Source organism: Streptomyces sp. WP-1, assembly GCF_030450125.1.
Taxonomy (GTDB): domain Bacteria; phylum Actinomycetota; class Actinomycetes; order Streptomycetales; family Streptomycetaceae; genus Streptomyces; species Streptomyces incarnatus.
This window is the reverse complement of sequence record NZ_CP123923.1, coordinates 6,086,811-6,100,921: the sequence shown is the minus strand read 5'-3', so window position 1 is coordinate 6,100,921 and position 14,111 is coordinate 6,086,811. Positions and strand designations below refer to the sequence as shown.

Genomic DNA, 14,111 nt, shown 5'->3' with positions numbered 1-14,111 from the left:
GGCCATGGATCTTGGACTGAAGGACCGGGTGTACATCGTCACCGGGGCCACCCGCGGCCTCGGCAACGCGGCCGCGCGGCAGCTCGTCGCGGACGGCGCGAAGGTGGTGATCACCGGCCGGGACGAGCAGCGGGCCGCGGCGGCGGCCGCCGAACTGGGCCCGGACGCGGTGGGCGTGGCCATGGACAACGCGGACGAGCAGGCGCCCGAGCGGCTGATCGAGACCGCCCGTGAGCGCTTCGGCGGCTTCCATGGGGTGCTGGTGAGCGTGGGCGGTCCGCCGCCCGGGTTCGTCGCCGACAACACCGACGAGCAGTGGCGCACCGCGTTCGAGTCCGTCTTCCTCGGCGCGGTGCGGCTCGCCCGCGCGGCGGCGGCCGAGCTGGACGAGGGCGGTGTCATCGGCTTCGTGCTGTCCGGCTCGGTGCACGAGCCGATCCCGGCGCTGACCATCTCCAACGGCCTGCGCCCCGGGCTCGCCGGGTTCGCCAAGTCCCTCGCGGACGAGCTGGGTCCGCGCGGCATCCGGGTGCTGGGCCTGCTCCCGGCCCGCATCGACACGGACCGGGTGCGCGAGCTGGACTCCCTGTCCGCCGACCCGGAGGCCACCCGCGCCGCCAACCAGTCCCGCATCCCGCTGCGCCGCTACGGCACCCCGGAGGAGTTCGGCAGGGTCGCGGCCTTCCTGCTGTCCCCGGCGGCGTCCTATCTGACCGGGATCATGGTGCCGGTGGACGGCGGGATGCGGCACGGATTCTGATCCCGCAGGTCCTTGACTGCGCCGGAGTCCGTCCGGAGGCCCGTCAGGTGACGCGCTCCGCCCGGTGCTTGACCGCCGCGAGGCGGACCTCCGCCGGGAGGGACGGCAGGCCCGCCGACTCGCGGGCGTGGGCCAGGGGCCCGGCGGCGAAGTCGCTCAGCGCGGTCGAGGGGGCCACCTCGGGGGCCAGCCGCAGCGCGACCCGTGCCCTGGGCTTCCTGCGCCGGCCCCGCAACCGGACCTGGGCATGGGCCACTCCGGTCCCCCTGCCGGTCTCCTCGGCCAGGGCGCTCTCCAGCGCCTTGGCCGACAGGAGCGCGGCGCCGCCGTCGCCGGTGTCCACCCGGATGTCGGCGAGGCGGTGCCGGCGCAGGATCACGTTCAGCCACCACAGGGCCCCCAGCACGAGCAGGGCCAGCGCGGCGATCAGCGCGGGCCACCACCAGTCGGCGGCCCGGTAGTGGGTGCGCTCGGCACGGCTGAGCAGGACGTCGTGCGAGCCGCCGTGGATCCACCAGGAGGGCGGCCGGACACCGAGGCCGACGGCGAGCACCGCGCCGCCGAGGGCGAGCAGGATCAGTCCGGCCAGGGCGAGCAGGGCCCGGTTGAGTGCCCCGGAGCGCATCGCCGTCACCCCTTCCGCGGAGCCCGGGTCACCCGCAGGGCGAGCCGGGGGGTATGGGTCAGGCCGAGGCCGTGGATCGCCTCGGTCAGCGTGGTGTCCAGGTCGGCGCGCACCTCGTCCGGTTCCCGGAAGTGCGAGACGGCGCGGACCGCGGCCTTGCGGCGGCGCATCCGCACCCGTACGGACCGTACGCCGGACAGTTCCATGGCCCGGTCGCGCAGCACCTGGGCAGCGGCGGCCCGCTTGAGCGTCGCGCGGACGTCCGGGTGCGGGCGGCGCATCGGCAGCAGGGAGCGTTTTCCCGGGGTGAGCGCGAGGAGCAGCAGCCACAGGCCGAGGGCGACCGCGAGGGCCGCGCCGGCCAGTACCCAGGTGTCGTCCAGGGGCCGTTCGGCCAGTTGACGGGCCAGGTAGCGGCGCCAGTGCATCGCGGGCCGGTGGGCGCGTACCGAGATGATGTCGTAGAGCAGCAGGCCCGCGCCGGCCAGCAGCAGGACGGCGACGACGGTCGCGGGGACGCGGCGCGGCGCCCAGGATCGGCGGCTGCGGCCCGCGTCCGCGGGGGCGTCGGCGCTCTTGTCGAGGGTGACCTGGCTCATCGGATCCTCCGGCCCGCGGCCGTCGGCGGGTGCAGCCGCTCGATGTGGACGGCGACCTCGGAGACCGTCAGGTTCACCAGCGCCCCCACCCGCTCGGTGACGTGACGACGCACGGCGGCGCAGCGGGCGCCGATGTCGCAGGGGTAGCCGAGTTCGAGAAAGACGCGGATCCGGGCGGTGTCGCGGTGGACGGCCACCGTGGCGTGCGGCGCCCCGGCGTCGGCGGGCGGCGGCCCCAGCGCCTCGCGGGCGGCCCGCGCGGCGACCTTCGCCACCACCCGGTCGGCGATCCGGGTGGCGCCCCGCTCCCCGGGCGGCACCCGGGCCGGTGGCTCTCGTACCGCTCCGGTCCCGGTGCTCACGGTGGTCACCGCCGCCGGTCGCGGCCGCGGAAGAAGTCGCCGGGATCCAGGTCGCCCTCGGCGAACCTGCCGACCACGAACCCGACGGCGCCCAACGCCGCCACCAGCAAAAACGCGCCGAACCCGCCGAAGTAGCCGGCGAACCCCAGCGCCAACCCGGCGATCATGCCGACCATGGCCGTGCTCATGAAGCGCTCCTCAGTCCATCGGATGTACGGGGTCCGGCGCGGGCCGGGTCACTGGATCCGGGGCTCCGGCTCCTCCTCCTCTTCCTCGTCGGGCAGCTTGACGTCGCTGACCGCGATGTTGACCTCGACGACCTCCAGGCCGGTCATCCGCTCCACCGCGGCGACCACGTTCTCGCGCACGGCACCGGCGACATCGCGGATGGAGACGCCGTAGTCCACCAGGATCTCCAGGTCGAGAGCGGCCTGCACCTCCCCGACCTCGGCCTTCACGCCACGGGTCACCGACTTGGAGCCGCCGGGGACCCGGTCGCGCACGGCGCCGAGGGTGCGGGCGAAGCCGCCGCCCATCGCGTACACACCGACCACGTCACGGGCGGCCATCCCGGCGATCTTCTCCACCACGCCGTCCGCGATGGTGGTCCGTCCCCGGGTCGACGGATCCCCGCCGCCGCGCCGGACGGCCTTCCGGGTCGACGTCTGCGGCTCGCCGCCGCCTTCAGGGGTCGTCGTCATGTCGGTCATCGCCGTACGTCCCTTTCGGTCGTCGTCCTTCCACCACCGTAAGCACGTTTGCGCGACCGCGCGCCGTGGATGGGGCAGGCTGGATGCATGACGGACGCGTGGACCCAGGTCGTACGACATCACACGGGGCTCGGCAGGCTGCTGCCGTTGGGTGAGCCGGAGGACGGCGCGTGGATCGCGGAGAACGCGGCGGGCGCGGTGCTGCGGCGGGCGGTGGCGGACGGGCTGCCCGGGGTGCGCCTGGGCGCGCTGCGGATCGGGCTCGCCGACCCGCAGGACGTGGCCGAGCCCGTGGTGCCGGCCCCGCCGAGCGCGCTGGGGCCGGGCGCCCTGCGGGTGACGGCGGACTTGACGGCGACCTCCGCCGAGCCGCTGCCCGCCACCGCGGAGCGCCTGCGGGACCTGCTCGCGACGGCGGCGGGCGAGCGCCTCGGCCTGGTGGTGGCGGAGGTGGATCTGCGGATCACGGATCTGCTGGAGCCGGACGGGCACCTCGTGGAGGTACGGCCGCCCGAGCCGCCGGAGGCCCGGGAGGAGACGGCCCTGTCCGCGTTGCGCGCGGCCGAGGCGGCCGTCGCGGTGCCGGGAGTCGTACGGCTGACCGGACCGGGCCGAGCGGTGCGGATCGAGGAGCGGACGGACGGCACGGCCGCGCTGGCCCACCGCCATGTGCGGGTGGACCTGGCGACCGACGCGACCCACCGGACCGTGGAGGTGGCCCGGCGGGTGCGCGCGGCCGTACGGGAAGCGCTGGAGGACAGGCCGACGGTGGCCGTCCTGGTCACGTCGGTGGGGTGAGCCCTATTCGCCGATGCCGGCCAGGTCGCGCAGGCGGCGGGCCTGGGCCGCGCGCTCGGCGGAGCGCTGTTCGTCGTACGAACGGCCGGCCGCGCCGCTGAGCAGTGCCTTGGTCTCGACCACGGCGTCCCGCGGGGCGGCCACCAGAGCGGCGGTCAGATCGCGTACGGCGCCGTCGAGTTCGTCCACGGCGACGGCCAGGTTCGCCAGGCCCGAGGCCACCGACTCCTGCGCGCCGACGAACCGCCCGGTCACGCAGATCTCCAGCGCGCGGGCATACCCGACCAGGCCGACCAGCGGATGCGTGCCGGCCAGGTCGGGAACGATGCCGAGACCGGTCTCGCGCATGGCGAACTGCACATCGTCGGCGACGATCCGCAGGTCGCAGGCGAGCGCCAGCTGGAATCCGGCACCGATGGCATGTCCCTGTACGGCGGCGACGGACACGATGTCGTTGCGTCGCCACCAGGTGAACGCCTCCTGGAATTCGGCGATGGTCGCGTCGAGCCCTGCGTCGTCACGACGCGCGATATCGGTGAAGGTCGGCTCGCCCGGGATCCCCTCCGGGGTGAACATCTGGCGGTCCAGCCCGGCGGAGAAGGACTTGCCCTCGCCGCGCAGCACCACGACACGGACGGAGCCCGGCAGCAGCCGGCCGGCCTCGGCGAGCGCCCGCCACAGGGCGGGGCTCTGTGCGTTGCGCTTGGCCGGATTCGTCAGCGTCACCGTGGCGATCGCGTCGTCGACGGTGAGCCGTACGCCGTCCTTGTCGAGTACAGGAGCGAGGTCCTTGTCGGGCGTGGCCATGGGGCGCCTCCGGTGGGTGCGGTCAGCGAAGCGAAGCTAAGTGACTGCACAGTAACCACCCGGCCGGTCGGTTCGCCGACCGGGTGGCCACCATCGAAGCCGATGGGCCGCCCGGAGTCAGGACGTCGCGGCCTTCTTGCCCCGGGTCGCTCCGCCACGCCCTCGCAGCGTGACGCCCGACTCGCTGAGCATCCGGTGGACGAAGCCATACGAGCGGCCGGTCTCTTCGGCCAGTGCCCGGATGCTCGCACCGGAGTCGTACTTCTTCTTCAGGTCTGCCGCGAGCTTGTCGCGCGCGGCGCCGGTCACCCGGCTGCCCTTCTTCAGAGTCTCGGCCACCCGTGCCTCCTCATGGGAAGTGCGCTCTGGTCTCCTCATGATCACCCCTCCGGGGCGTGATGGCCACCCATTCGGCAAGGTCGATGGGACATCGTTGTGACGACAGGAGCGGATCCCCACAAGCGGAACGCCGGATTCCAGCCCTCTCCGTCGACAGGGCCGAACGGGTGGGCTCGCGAAGTACCAGGTCAGAGACGCGACACGGCCGACCCCTTGCTGGACAAGGGATCGGCCGGGAAATCGGTGTACGACACACCCTGGTATGAGGAGATCTCACACAGATGGCGGATCACGGCTCGGCCGAATGATCCATACTCAGTGGATCAGGCTTTCGATCACGCCAGGGCGACGAGATCCGCGTAGTCGGAGCCCCACAGGTCCTCGACGCCGTCGGGCAGCAGGATGATCCGCTCGGGCTGGAGCGCCTCCACGGCGCCCTCGTCGTGGGTGACGAGGACGACCGCGCCCTTGTAGGTGCGCAGCGCGCCGAGGATCTCCTCGCGGCTGGCCGGGTCGAGGTTGTTGGTCGGCTCGTCCAGCAGCAGCACATTGGCGGAGGAGACCACCAGCGTCGCGAGCGCGAGCCGGGTCTTCTCGCCGCCGGACAGGACGCCCGCGGGCTTGTCCACGTCGTCGCCGGAGAACAGGAACGAGCCGAGCACCTTGCGGACCTCGACCAGGTCCATGTCCGGGGCGGCCGAGCGCATGTTCTCCAGGACCGTGCGCCCGGGGTCGAGGGTCTCGTGCTCCTGCGCGTAGTAGCCGAGCTTGAGCCCGTGCCCGGGGACGACCTCGCCGGTGTCGGGCTGCTCGGCACCGCCGAGCAGGCGCAGCAGGGTCGTCTTGCCCGCGCCGTTCAGGCCGAGGATGACGACCCGGGAGCCCTTGTCGATCGCGAGGTCGACGTCGGTGAAGATCTCCAGCGAGCCGTACGACTTCGACAGGCCCTCGGCCATCAGCGGGGTCTTGCCGCAGGGAGCGGGCTCGGGGAAGCGGAGCTTGGCGACCTTGTCGGACTGGCGGACCGCCTCCAGGCCGGAGAGCAGCTTGTCGGCGCGGCGGGCCATGTTCTGCGCGGCGACCGTCTTGGTGGCCTTGGCGCGCATCTTGTCGGCCTGCGCGTTCAGGACGGCGGCCTTCTTCTCGGCGTTGGCCCGCTCGCGCTTGCGGCGCTTCTCGTCGGCCTCGCGCTGCTGCTGGTAGAGCTTCCAGCCCATGTTGTAGACGTCGATGTTCGAGCGGTTGGCGTCCAGGTAGAACACCTTGTTGACGACCGTCTCGACCAGGTCGACGTCGTGGGAGATCACGATGAAGCCGCCGCGGTAGGTCTTCAGGTAGTCCCGCAGCCAGATGATCGAGTCGGCGTCGAGGTGGTTGGTCGGCTCGTCCAGGAGCAGGGTGTCGGCGTCCGAGAACAGGATCCGGGCCAGCTCGATACGGCGGCGCTGACCGCCGGAGAGAGTGTGCAGCGGCTGGCCGAGCACCCGGTCGGGCAGGTTCAGCGCGGCGGCGATGGTGGCGGCCTCGGCCTCGGCGGCGTACCCGCCCTTGGTGAGGAACTCGGTCTCCTGGCGCTCGTACTGCTTCATCGCCTTGGCGCGGGTGGCGCCCGTGCCGTTGGCGATCCGCTGCTCGTTCTCGCGCATCTTGCGCAGCAGCGTGTCCAGGCCGCGCGCGGACAGGATGCGGTCGCGGGCGAGGACGTCCAGGTCGCCGGTGCGGGGGTCCTGCGGGAGGTAGCCGACCTCGCCGGAGCGGGTGATGGTGCCGGCCGCGGGGATGCCCTCGCCGGCCAGGCACTTGGTGAGGGTGGTCTTGCCTGCGCCGTTGCGGCCGACGAGGCCGATGCGGTCACCCTTGGCGACCCGGAAGGTGGCGTTCTCGATGAGGATGCGGGCGCCGGCGCGCAGCTCGATTCCGGTGGCGGAGATCACGGACAGACTCCTGGGCGTACAGAGGTTGGCGGGTGGGCGGCTGAGGACGTTCCCGCCGTCTAATGCGCGAGGAGAATGGCCATGGGAAGAAGTCTAACGGGGCCGTGCAAGCCGATTTCCCGCGTCCGCGCCCCCGGGGCCGCATCCAGGGGCGGCGGACCGGGGAGAAATTCCCGGGAGCCACGGGAGGAGTGATCCGCATGGCATCGATGGGCGGGGGACGGCCGGGCATCTGCCCCACGCTGCTGTACACGGACGCGAAGGCGGCGATCCGGCAGCTCACGCGGGGCCTCGGCTTCACCGAGCTGACCGTGTACGAGGCGGCCGACGGCAAGGTGCTGCACGCCGAGCTGGTGCAGGGCAACGGCGCGATAATGATCGCCTCCAAGGGCCGCGGCGGGCCCTTCGACACGGCGCTGCGCGACGCGGGGCCCACCGGGATCTACGTCGTGGTGGACGACGTGGACGCCCATCACCGGCGGGCCGCGGCGCACGGCGTGGAGATCCTCGCGCCCCCGGCGGACCAGGACTACGGCTCGCGGGACTATCTGGCCCGGGACGTCGAGGGCAACATCTGGAACTTCGGGACGTACGCGCCGGAGATCGGCCTCTGAGCCGTCCCCGGCGGGCGCGCGGACCCGCACACCCGCCGGAGTCGCCGGCGCACCCCCTCAGCCGCCGGTGTGCACCTGGAACGCGGCCCGGCGCACGGCCTTGGCGAGGGCCGGGTCGGGATGGGCGGCGGCGAGGGCGACCAGGACCTGCACGGTGCGCGGGTGGCCGACGGCGCGGACCTCGTCGAGCAGCCGGGGCACGGTGGGCTGCACCGCGGACTCCAGGTGCCGTACCAGCATCGGCGCCTCGCCGTGGTCGGCGACGGCCGCGGCGGTGTCCACCCAGAGCCAGGTGGCCTCCTCGCGGGTGAGCACCTCGTGGGCGTCCTCCGGGTCGAGACCGTCGTGCTCGGCGAGCCACAGCAGGGCGTACGGCCGCAGCGTCGGCTCGTCCACCACCGCGCGCACCTCGGGCTCGGCGGGGGCGCCGACCACGCGCAGCGCCTCGAAGGCCAGCCCGCGCAGCAAAGCGTCCTCGCCCCGCGCGGCGTCGATCAGCTCGCTGACGGCGCTGCCGACGGTGCGGGCGGCGAGCCAGGCCCGGTACTCGGCGCGGGCCGCGTTGGGGCGCAGCTGGGCGCAGCCGCGCAGCATGTCCTCGGCGGACTGCTCGATGTTGCCGGCGGGGCTCTGCGCGGCCACGCAGATCTGCTCCAGCTTGACCCACACCGCCCAGCTGCCCAGCGGGGTGAGGGTGGCCTGCCCGCCGCCGCAGGTGAGGGCGCCGACGGACGCGAGGGCCGCCAGCGCCCAGTCGAGGAGCGGCGCGAGGGAGGCGGGCGGGGTGTCCGGGGTCCCGGCGGGCTCGGCGGCGGCCTCGACGGGGGGCTCGGTGCCGGGCCCGTAGGAGACCTCGCAGCGTTCGGTGCGCAGTTCGGTGACCCGCTGCTGGAGCAGGTCGAGCAGCTGTTCGACCGGGACGGGTCCGGCGGACAGCTGGAGGAAGGAGAGCACCTGCGGCATGGCGGAGACGGCCTCCGCGACGGCGGCCGGCTCGTGTCCCTCGGGTTCGGGCAGGGCGAGCGACCAGGCGTCGAAGAGGGCGACCCAGCCGCGCAGCACGGCGCTGTCGTCCCGGTCCCAGGCGCGCAGCCGCCAGCCGGGGCGCGCGCTGTCACCGTGCACCTCGACCAGTCCGGCCAGGCGTGCGGTGTCCCAGTCGGCGCGGATCTGCTCGGGGGTGAGCCCGAGGTCGGCGGCCGCGCGGTCCGCGGTGGCGGCGGAGAGGGTGGCCTTGCCGTCGGCGGTGGCGGCGTCGCGGCCGGGGCCCAGGGCGTTGTCCGCCCAGCGGGCGACGCGGACCGCGCCGGCCAGCCCGGCGCGGGCCATTTTGGCCAGCTCGGCGGGCGCGGGGGTGCCCTCCGGCGGCCGGGGTGCGGGGCGGCGCGTGGGCCGCTGGTTCACAGCTGCGGGGGCGGCGGCCAGGGGTCGAGGTCGGACGAGTCGGAGCCTGGAGTCGCGCGGGATACGGGACGTCACAGGGGCAGTCTTCCGGTTGACGGTCCGAAAACCCAAACGGAATGTCACGGCGGGCGACGGGGCTGGCCAACGCACCGGGCTCCACAGGGGGTCGGGGGGCATGTTCCGGCCAACCGCGCGATCACAACCGGAAGGACCCCGGCCGTTCCCGCGCGCGCCCGGTGCGACCCGGCGCGCGCCGTCACATCAGTGGGGTCAGGAAGCGCCGCAGCCGTTCCTCGTACGCCGGGGGGTCCGGGTTCCACATCGCCGCGTGCGGGGCGTTCGGCACGGTGTGCAGGGCGACACGGTCGGGGCGGCGGGCGGCGAGCAGCCGGGAGAACTCCCAGGGGGCGACCCGGTCGCCGGGCCCGTGGATGATCAGGGTGGGCACGGCGAGCCGGTCGGGGTCGGTGATCTCGGCGACCCGGTCGGCGTGCAGTCCGGCGCGGCCCTGGGCGGCGCGGACCGCGAGCGGCAGCAGCGGGGCGGGGGTGTGCCGGGCGCGGGCGAGGGCGCGCAGCGTGGCCTCCCAACTGAGCACCGGCGAGTCGAGGATCAGCCCGGCGATGTGCTCGCGCACGGCGGAGTGCTCGGCGGCGCGCAGCGCCATGGTGGCGCCGGTGGACCAGCCCAGCAGGACGACGCGGCGGGCGCCGTGGCGCACGGCGTAGCGGATCGCCGCGTCCACGTCCCGCCACTCGGTCTCGCCGAGGTGGTTCAGGCCGTCCGCGGGGCGGGGCGCGCCGAGGTCGCCGCGGTGGGCGAGGGCCAGCACCGGAAGCCTGCGGGCGACCAGGAAGCGCATGACGTTCATGGCGTGCTCGCGGGTGGTGCCCAGGCCGTGCACGGCGATCACCCAGGTGTGCCGGTCGCCGGGCAGGAACCAGGCGGGCAGCGCGCCGAGTTCGCCGGGCACGTCCACGTCGGCGTGGTCGAGGCCGAGCGCGGTGCGCGGGTTGCCGACGTACAGGTTGGGGGTGAGCCAGACGGAGTCGCCGGGCGCGAGGGTGCCGTGGGTCACGCCGTCCAGGCGGCGCACGACGGTGTCGGCGGTGTGCCGTGCCGTGTCCAGGACGGGCCCCACGACCGCGTGCGAGCCGTCGCCCGCGAGGCCGTAGAGACCGGGGCGCAGCGCGGCCAGGTCCCGGGTGAGCGTGATCTGGCCGGCCGCGGTGCCGTGCACGGTGAGCCGGGGCTCGGTGGGCAGCGGCCGGCCGCCGCTGGCCTTCAGCGCGACATCACTGGCGAGCCGCCCGGCGGCCACGGATGCTAGTCCGGCGGCCACGACGGCGGTGACCGCGGCGGCGGTCGCTTTGAGGGGGCGCACGGCACCAGTGTCACGGGGGGTGCGGTGCCCGGCCAGCGGAGAGGCGGGGCGGGGTGAGGGGGGTGAAGGGGGCGAGAGGTTAAGGAGCGAGGCCAGGTCGCGGATCGGGGAACTGATCGGGGAGCTGATCGAAAAGCTGCGGGACACGGGTCACCTCCGTTGGCCGTATCCCTTCAGGCGTTCCCCGACTTCGGCGAGTTGTGCCTCCGTCAGCAGAGACGGGGTCAGGCCCGGCACCGAGGAGGCGGTCAGCCAGAGGCGGCACATCCACTCCAGCTGGGCGGTGCGGTCGTACGCCTGGTCGAGGGTGGCGCCGTGGGTGAGGGTGCCGTGGTTCTGGAGGAGGCAGCCGGAGCGGCCGGCGAGGGCCTGGAGCATGTGCGCGGCCAGTTCGTCGGTGCCGTAGGCGGCGTACGGCGCGACGCGCACCGGTCCGCCGAGGGCGGCGGCCATGTAGTGCACCAGCGGCAGCTCGGGCACCAGCGTGGAGACCGCGGTGGCGTGCACGGCGTGGGTGTGGACGATCGCGCGGGCGTCGGTGGTGCGGTAGACGGCGAGGTGCATGGGCAGTTCGCTGGTCGGCACCAGTGTCCCGAGCACCTGACGGCCGGTGAGGTCCACGCCGGTGATGTCGTCCGGGGTGAGCCGGTCGTAGGGCACGCCCGACGGGGTGACCAGCACCACGTCCCCGACGCGCGCGGAGACATTGCCGGAGGTGCCGACGACCAGCCCGTCGGCGACGCTCCGCCGCGCCGTCGCCACCAGCGCCGCCCATGTCCCGGCCGCTTCCTCGCGCACTTCCTGGCCCGTCTCCCGCAGCTTGGAGGTCATGCCCGCGATCCTGCCAGCCGCTTGTACACCAGGTGGCCGGTCGCCGCACTTCCGACCGAACTCCCGCACCCCCAAAAGGGTGTACATCCGGCCAAACGCTAAGAATCTCCACTGATTCAATGATCACCGGCCCTTGAATGAGCGCTCCTTGCCCTCCGGGCGACCTGGTCGTCCGTCACCCCCGGGGAGCCGGCTCATGGCCCGTCACCGCACCCACCTCCGCCGCCGCGCCGGTGCCCTCGCCGCGACCACCGCGGCCCTCACCCTCACCTGCGCCGCCACCGCCGCGGCCGGCCCCCCGGAGCGGGTCGCGAGCCTGCCCAGGGGGCACGACGTGTCGTCCCACCAGAAGACGGTGGACTGGCCGGCCGCGCGGGCCCGCGGGGCGCGCTTCGTCTACGTCAAGGCGACCGAGTCCACGGGCTACCGCAACCCCTATTTCCACCAGCAGTACGACGGCGCCCGCGACGCGGGACTGATCCGCGGCGCCTACCACTTCGCGCTGCCCGACGAGTCCTCCGGCGCCACGCAGGCCCGGTACTTCGTGGCGCACGGCGGGGACTGGCGGCCCGACGGCTGGACGCTGCCGCCCGCGCTGGACATCGAGTACAACCCGTACAGTGCGAAGCACCCCTGCTACAGGCTGGGCTGGAAGCGCATGACGGCCTGGATCTGGTCGTTCAGCGACGAGATCGCCCGCGAGACCGGCCGCCGTCCCGTGATCTACACCACGGCCCACTGGTGGAGGCAGTGCACCGGCGACAGCCACGCCTTCGCCTCCCGCCACCCCCTGTGGGTCGCCCGCCACGGCTCCTCGGACCCGGGCAGGCTGCCGGGCGGCTGGCAGTACTGGACCTTCTGGCAGCACGCCACCTCCGGCCGGCTGCCGGGTGACCAGAATCTCTTCAACGGCAGCTCCAGCAGGCTGCGGACCTTCGCCACGGCCGGCGACCCAAGCGGTGCACGGGCACCGGGGGTTCCGGAAGCGGAAGCGGAGCCTCATACCCCCGACGCGGACACCACCCTGCCCGCCCCAGTTCATCTTCCGTTCACCCAGGTTGCCTACGTTCATCCGGACAACGACCTCGAATGATTGTCTGGGTAAATGGAAAGCTTCTCGCTGATCCTCGCGATTGTGGTGGTCACCGCACTCGCGTTTGATTTCACGAACGGTTTCCACGACACCGCGAACGCGATGGCCACCACCATCTCCACCGGCGCGATGAAGCCGAAGCTCGCGGTAGCCATGTCCGCCACCCTCAACCTGGTGGGCGCCTTCCTCTCCGTGGAGGTCGCCAACACGATCTCCAAGGGACTCGTCGACGAGAGCGGCATCCGCCCCGAGGTCATCTTCGCCGCCCTGGTCGGCGCGATCCTCTGGAACCTGCTGACCTGGCTGGTGGGCCTGCCCTCCAGTTCCTCGCACGCCCTGATGGGCGGTCTGATCGGCGCCGCCGTCGCCTCCGCCGGATTCGGCGCCGTGCACGGCGGGGTCCTGGTCACCAAGGTGCTGCTGCCCGCGGTCGCCGCGCCGGTCGTGGCGGGGATCGCCGCGCTGGTGGCCACCCGGCTCTCCTACGGCGCCGGCACCAGGACCGAGGGCGAGGCCACCCGCAAGGGCTTCCGCGTCGGCCAGGTCGCCTCCGCCGCGCTGGTCTCCCTCGCGCACGGCACCAACGACGCGCAGAAGACGATGGGCATCATCACCCTCGCGCTGATCGCGGGCGGCGCCATCGCCCCCGGCTCCAACCCTCCCACCTGGGTGATCCTCTCCGCGGGCCTCGCCATCGCGCTCGGCACCTACATCGGCGGCTGGCGCATCATCCGCACCATGGGCACGGGCCTGACCGATCTGGAGCCCCGGCAGGGCTTCGCCGCGCAGACCAGCGCCGCGACCGCCATCCTGGCCTCCTCCCACCTCGGCTTCTCCCTCTCCACCACCCATGTCGTCTCCGGCGCGGTGATGGGCTCGGGTCTCGGCCGCAAGGGCGGTGTGGTCCGCTGGTCCACCGCGACCCGGATGGCCGTCGCCTGGGTGCTCACCCTGCCGGCCGCCGCGCTGGTCGGCGCGGGCGCCGAGGCCGTCACCGAACTCGGTGACGGGGGCACCGCGGCGGTCGCCGTCTTCCTGGTCGCCGCGAGCGCCTGGATCTACAAGCTGTCCCGGCGCGAGGTCATCGACCACACCAATGTGGTCGCCGACCCGGCCGCGGAGCCCTCCGGCGTGGTGACCACCGCCATCGCCGCGGTGAGCCCCCCGCCCGCCGGCACGATCACCGAGGACCTCACGGCCACCATCCCGGCCCCCGCACAGGCCCCGGCCGCCGGACCGGCGGCCCCCGCCGCCGCGGCCCCGCCGGCCGCCACCGTCTGACCCCGAGCCCCGTTCACCAAGGAAGCAACCCCATGAAGATCGACTGGGCGGCCATCGGCTCCGTCTTCGGCGTCAGCCTCGCGTTCACCGTCGGCCTGGTGGTCCTGTTCACCCTCGGCGTCAACGGCCTGGCCCGGCGCGAGAAGGCCGCGGCCGAGGGCGGCTCCGCCACGCTCGCCGTCACCGGCGCCTACGTCTGCTTCGCGGCCTGCGCGGCGGCGGTGGCGTACGGCATCCTCCTCATCGTCTCCAAGTCCTGAGCCCGGGGCCCGGTCCCGGGTCCCGGCAGTTTCCCGAAGGCTCCCCTCCGCCGCCCGCGGCAGGGGAGCCTCTCGCGTGCCCGGCCACCCCTCGTGGTGTGGGAATCTGCACACTCCCGCAGGTCAACGGCAAGTTGACGGCCGTTCCGGGGGCGTGGTGGACTGCCCACGCCATGTACGGCAGCAGGAGAGGAAGCCGGTGCGAATCCGGCGCGGTCCCGCCACTGTCACCGGGGAAGAACTCCCCGGGTAGCCAGGAACTCTCGCCGCCGATCACGTCGAACCAGGGCGCGGACACCCTGAGTGAGGA

The 14,111-nt window shown here is 73.6% G+C and carries 16 protein-coding genes, 1 pseudogene and 1 riboswitch; of the genes and pseudogenes, 6 read left to right on the top strand and 11 right to left on the bottom strand.

Features of this window, described 5'->3' with window-relative positions; genetic code table 11:
- Positions 1-4: 4 nt before the first annotated feature.
- Complete coding sequence (locus QHG49_RS26975; protein ID WP_145489218.1) at positions 5-760, top strand: SDR family oxidoreductase; 756 nt, start codon at positions 5-7, stop codon at positions 758-760.
- A gap of 43 nt (positions 761-803) precedes the next feature.
- Here the strand turns inward: QHG49_RS26975 and amaP are convergent, their stop codons facing one another.
- From amaP to QHG49_RS26950, 5 genes are read right to left on the bottom strand one after another with little or no spacing between them, the layout of a single operon-like run.
- Positions 804-1,385: an alkaline shock response membrane anchor protein AmaP gene (gene amaP / locus QHG49_RS26970; RefSeq protein ID WP_301491619.1), complete on the bottom strand. Its 582-nt coding sequence runs from the start codon at positions 1,383-1,385 to the stop codon at positions 804-806.
- A gap of 5 nt (positions 1,386-1,390) precedes the next feature.
- Positions 1,391-1,984 (bottom strand): DUF6286 domain-containing protein, encoded by a 594-nt coding sequence (locus QHG49_RS26965; RefSeq protein WP_236576251.1) that lies wholly within the window; start codon positions 1,982-1,984, stop codon positions 1,391-1,393.
- A complete protein-coding gene (locus QHG49_RS26960) occupies positions 1,981-2,355 on the bottom strand; it encodes a hypothetical protein (protein ID WP_301491618.1) in 375 nt (124 codons plus the stop codon). The genes QHG49_RS26965 and QHG49_RS26960 overlap by 4 nt, the downstream gene beginning before the upstream one ends.
- Positions 2,352-2,534 (bottom strand): hypothetical protein, encoded by a 183-nt coding sequence (locus tag QHG49_RS26955; RefSeq protein WP_145489214.1) that lies wholly within the window; start codon positions 2,532-2,534, stop codon positions 2,352-2,354. Before QHG49_RS26955 ends, QHG49_RS26960 begins: the two co-directional genes overlap by 4 nt.
- Positions 2,535-2,582: 48 nt before the next feature.
- A complete protein-coding gene (locus tag QHG49_RS26950; RefSeq protein WP_159700216.1) occupies positions 2,583-3,056 on the bottom strand; it encodes an Asp23/Gls24 family envelope stress response protein in 474 nt (157 codons plus the stop codon).
- An 87-nt stretch (positions 3,057-3,143) separates the two neighbouring features.
- On the opposite strand from QHG49_RS26950, the gene QHG49_RS26945 reads away from it, so the two are divergent.
- Positions 3,144-3,854: a nucleopolyhedrovirus P10 family protein gene (locus QHG49_RS26945; protein WP_301491617.1), complete on the top strand. Its 711-nt coding sequence runs from the start codon at positions 3,144-3,146 to the stop codon at positions 3,852-3,854.
- A 3-nt stretch (positions 3,855-3,857) separates the two neighbouring features.
- Here the strand turns inward: QHG49_RS26945 and QHG49_RS26940 are convergent, their stop codons facing one another.
- The 3 genes from QHG49_RS26940 to QHG49_RS26930 all read right to left on the bottom strand — a co-directional run bounded on the left by QHG49_RS26940 (position 3,858) and on the right by QHG49_RS26930 (position 6,934).
- Entirely contained in the window at positions 3,858-4,661 is an 804-nt protein-coding gene (locus tag QHG49_RS26940) for an enoyl-CoA hydratase/isomerase family protein (protein ID WP_159700222.1), read from the bottom strand.
- Between the two features lie 117 nt (positions 4,662-4,778).
- On the bottom strand, positions 4,779-5,000 hold the full coding sequence (locus QHG49_RS26935; RefSeq protein ID WP_010355597.1) for a helix-turn-helix domain-containing protein: 222 nt from the start codon (positions 4,998-5,000) through the stop codon (positions 4,779-4,781).
- A 335-nt stretch (positions 5,001-5,335) separates the two neighbouring features.
- Entirely contained in the window at positions 5,336-6,934 is a 1,599-nt protein-coding gene (locus QHG49_RS26930) for an ABC-F family ATP-binding cassette domain-containing protein (RefSeq protein WP_301491616.1), read from the bottom strand.
- 200 nt (positions 6,935-7,134) lie between these two features.
- Between QHG49_RS26930 and QHG49_RS26925 the strand changes: the two genes are divergently transcribed.
- The gene (locus tag QHG49_RS26925; protein WP_145489205.1) at positions 7,135-7,548 is read left to right on the top strand and encodes a VOC family protein; all 414 of its coding nucleotides are present in this window, start codon (positions 7,135-7,137) and stop codon (positions 7,546-7,548) included.
- 57 nt (positions 7,549-7,605) lie between these two features.
- Here the strand turns inward: QHG49_RS26925 and QHG49_RS26920 are convergent, their stop codons facing one another.
- The 3 genes from QHG49_RS26920 to QHG49_RS26910 form a co-directional block, all read right to left on the bottom strand.
- Entirely contained in the window at positions 7,606-9,027 is a 1,422-nt protein-coding gene (locus QHG49_RS26920; protein WP_201300536.1) for a hypothetical protein, read from the bottom strand.
- A gap of 181 nt (positions 9,028-9,208) precedes the next feature.
- Positions 9,209-10,336, bottom strand: coding sequence for an alpha/beta hydrolase (locus QHG49_RS26915; RefSeq protein WP_301491615.1), 1,128 nt, complete (start codon positions 10,334-10,336; stop codon positions 9,209-9,211).
- A 150-nt stretch (positions 10,337-10,486) separates the two neighbouring features.
- Positions 10,487-11,167, bottom strand: coding sequence for a class II aldolase/adducin family protein (locus tag QHG49_RS26910; RefSeq protein WP_145489199.1), 681 nt, complete (start codon positions 11,165-11,167; stop codon positions 10,487-10,489).
- 196 nt (positions 11,168-11,363) lie between these two features.
- Between QHG49_RS26910 and QHG49_RS26905 the strand changes: the two are divergent.
- From QHG49_RS26905 to QHG49_RS26895, 3 genes and pseudogenes are all read left to right on the top strand, one after another.
- Positions 11,364-12,107 (top strand): annotated as a pseudogene (locus QHG49_RS26905) (lysozyme); the annotation flags it as partial.
- A 165-nt stretch (positions 12,108-12,272) separates the two neighbouring features.
- Complete coding sequence (locus QHG49_RS26900) at positions 12,273-13,541, top strand: inorganic phosphate transporter (protein ID WP_145489195.1); 1,269 nt, start codon at positions 12,273-12,275, stop codon at positions 13,539-13,541.
- A gap of 32 nt (positions 13,542-13,573) precedes the next feature.
- On the top strand, positions 13,574-13,801 hold the full coding sequence (locus QHG49_RS26895) for a hypothetical protein (protein WP_145489193.1): 228 nt from the start codon (positions 13,574-13,576) through the stop codon (positions 13,799-13,801).
- A 140-nt stretch (positions 13,802-13,941) separates the two neighbouring features.
- A riboswitch (cobalamin riboswitch) is annotated at positions 13,942-14,085 on the top strand.
- Positions 14,086-14,111 lie beyond the last annotated feature (26 nt).

Bases quoted from the DNA above. Each gene is read 5' to 3' on its own strand.
- QHG49_RS26900 (WP_145489195.1), top strand. From the start codon at position 12,273: ATGGAAAGCTTCTCGCTGATCCTCGCGATTGTGGTGGTCACCGCACTC.
- QHG49_RS26950 (WP_159700216.1), bottom strand. From the start codon at position 3,056: ATGACCGACATGACGACGACCCCTGAAGGCGGCGGCGAGCCGCAGACG.
- QHG49_RS26910 (WP_145489199.1), bottom strand. From the start codon at position 11,167: ATGACCTCCAAGCTGCGGGAGACGGGCCAGGAAGTGCGCGAGGAAGCG.
- QHG49_RS26925 (WP_145489205.1), top strand. From the start codon at position 7,135: ATGGCATCGATGGGCGGGGGACGGCCGGGCATCTGCCCCACGCTGCTG.
- amaP (WP_301491619.1), bottom strand. From the start codon at position 1,385: ATGCGCTCCGGGGCACTCAACCGGGCCCTGCTCGCCCTGGCCGGACTG.
- QHG49_RS26940 (WP_159700222.1), bottom strand. From the start codon at position 4,661: ATGGCCACGCCCGACAAGGACCTCGCTCCTGTACTCGACAAGGACGGC.
- QHG49_RS26965 (WP_236576251.1), bottom strand. From the start codon at position 1,984: ATGAGCCAGGTCACCCTCGACAAGAGCGCCGACGCCCCCGCGGACGCG.
- QHG49_RS26955 (WP_145489214.1), bottom strand. From the start codon at position 2,534: ATGAGCACGGCCATGGTCGGCATGATCGCCGGGTTGGCGCTGGGGTTC.
- QHG49_RS26945 (WP_301491617.1), top strand. From the start codon at position 3,144: ATGACGGACGCGTGGACCCAGGTCGTACGACATCACACGGGGCTCGGC.
- QHG49_RS26975 (WP_145489218.1), top strand. From the start codon at position 5: ATGGATCTTGGACTGAAGGACCGGGTGTACATCGTCACCGGGGCCACC.
- QHG49_RS26895 (WP_145489193.1), top strand. From the start codon at position 13,574: ATGAAGATCGACTGGGCGGCCATCGGCTCCGTCTTCGGCGTCAGCCTC.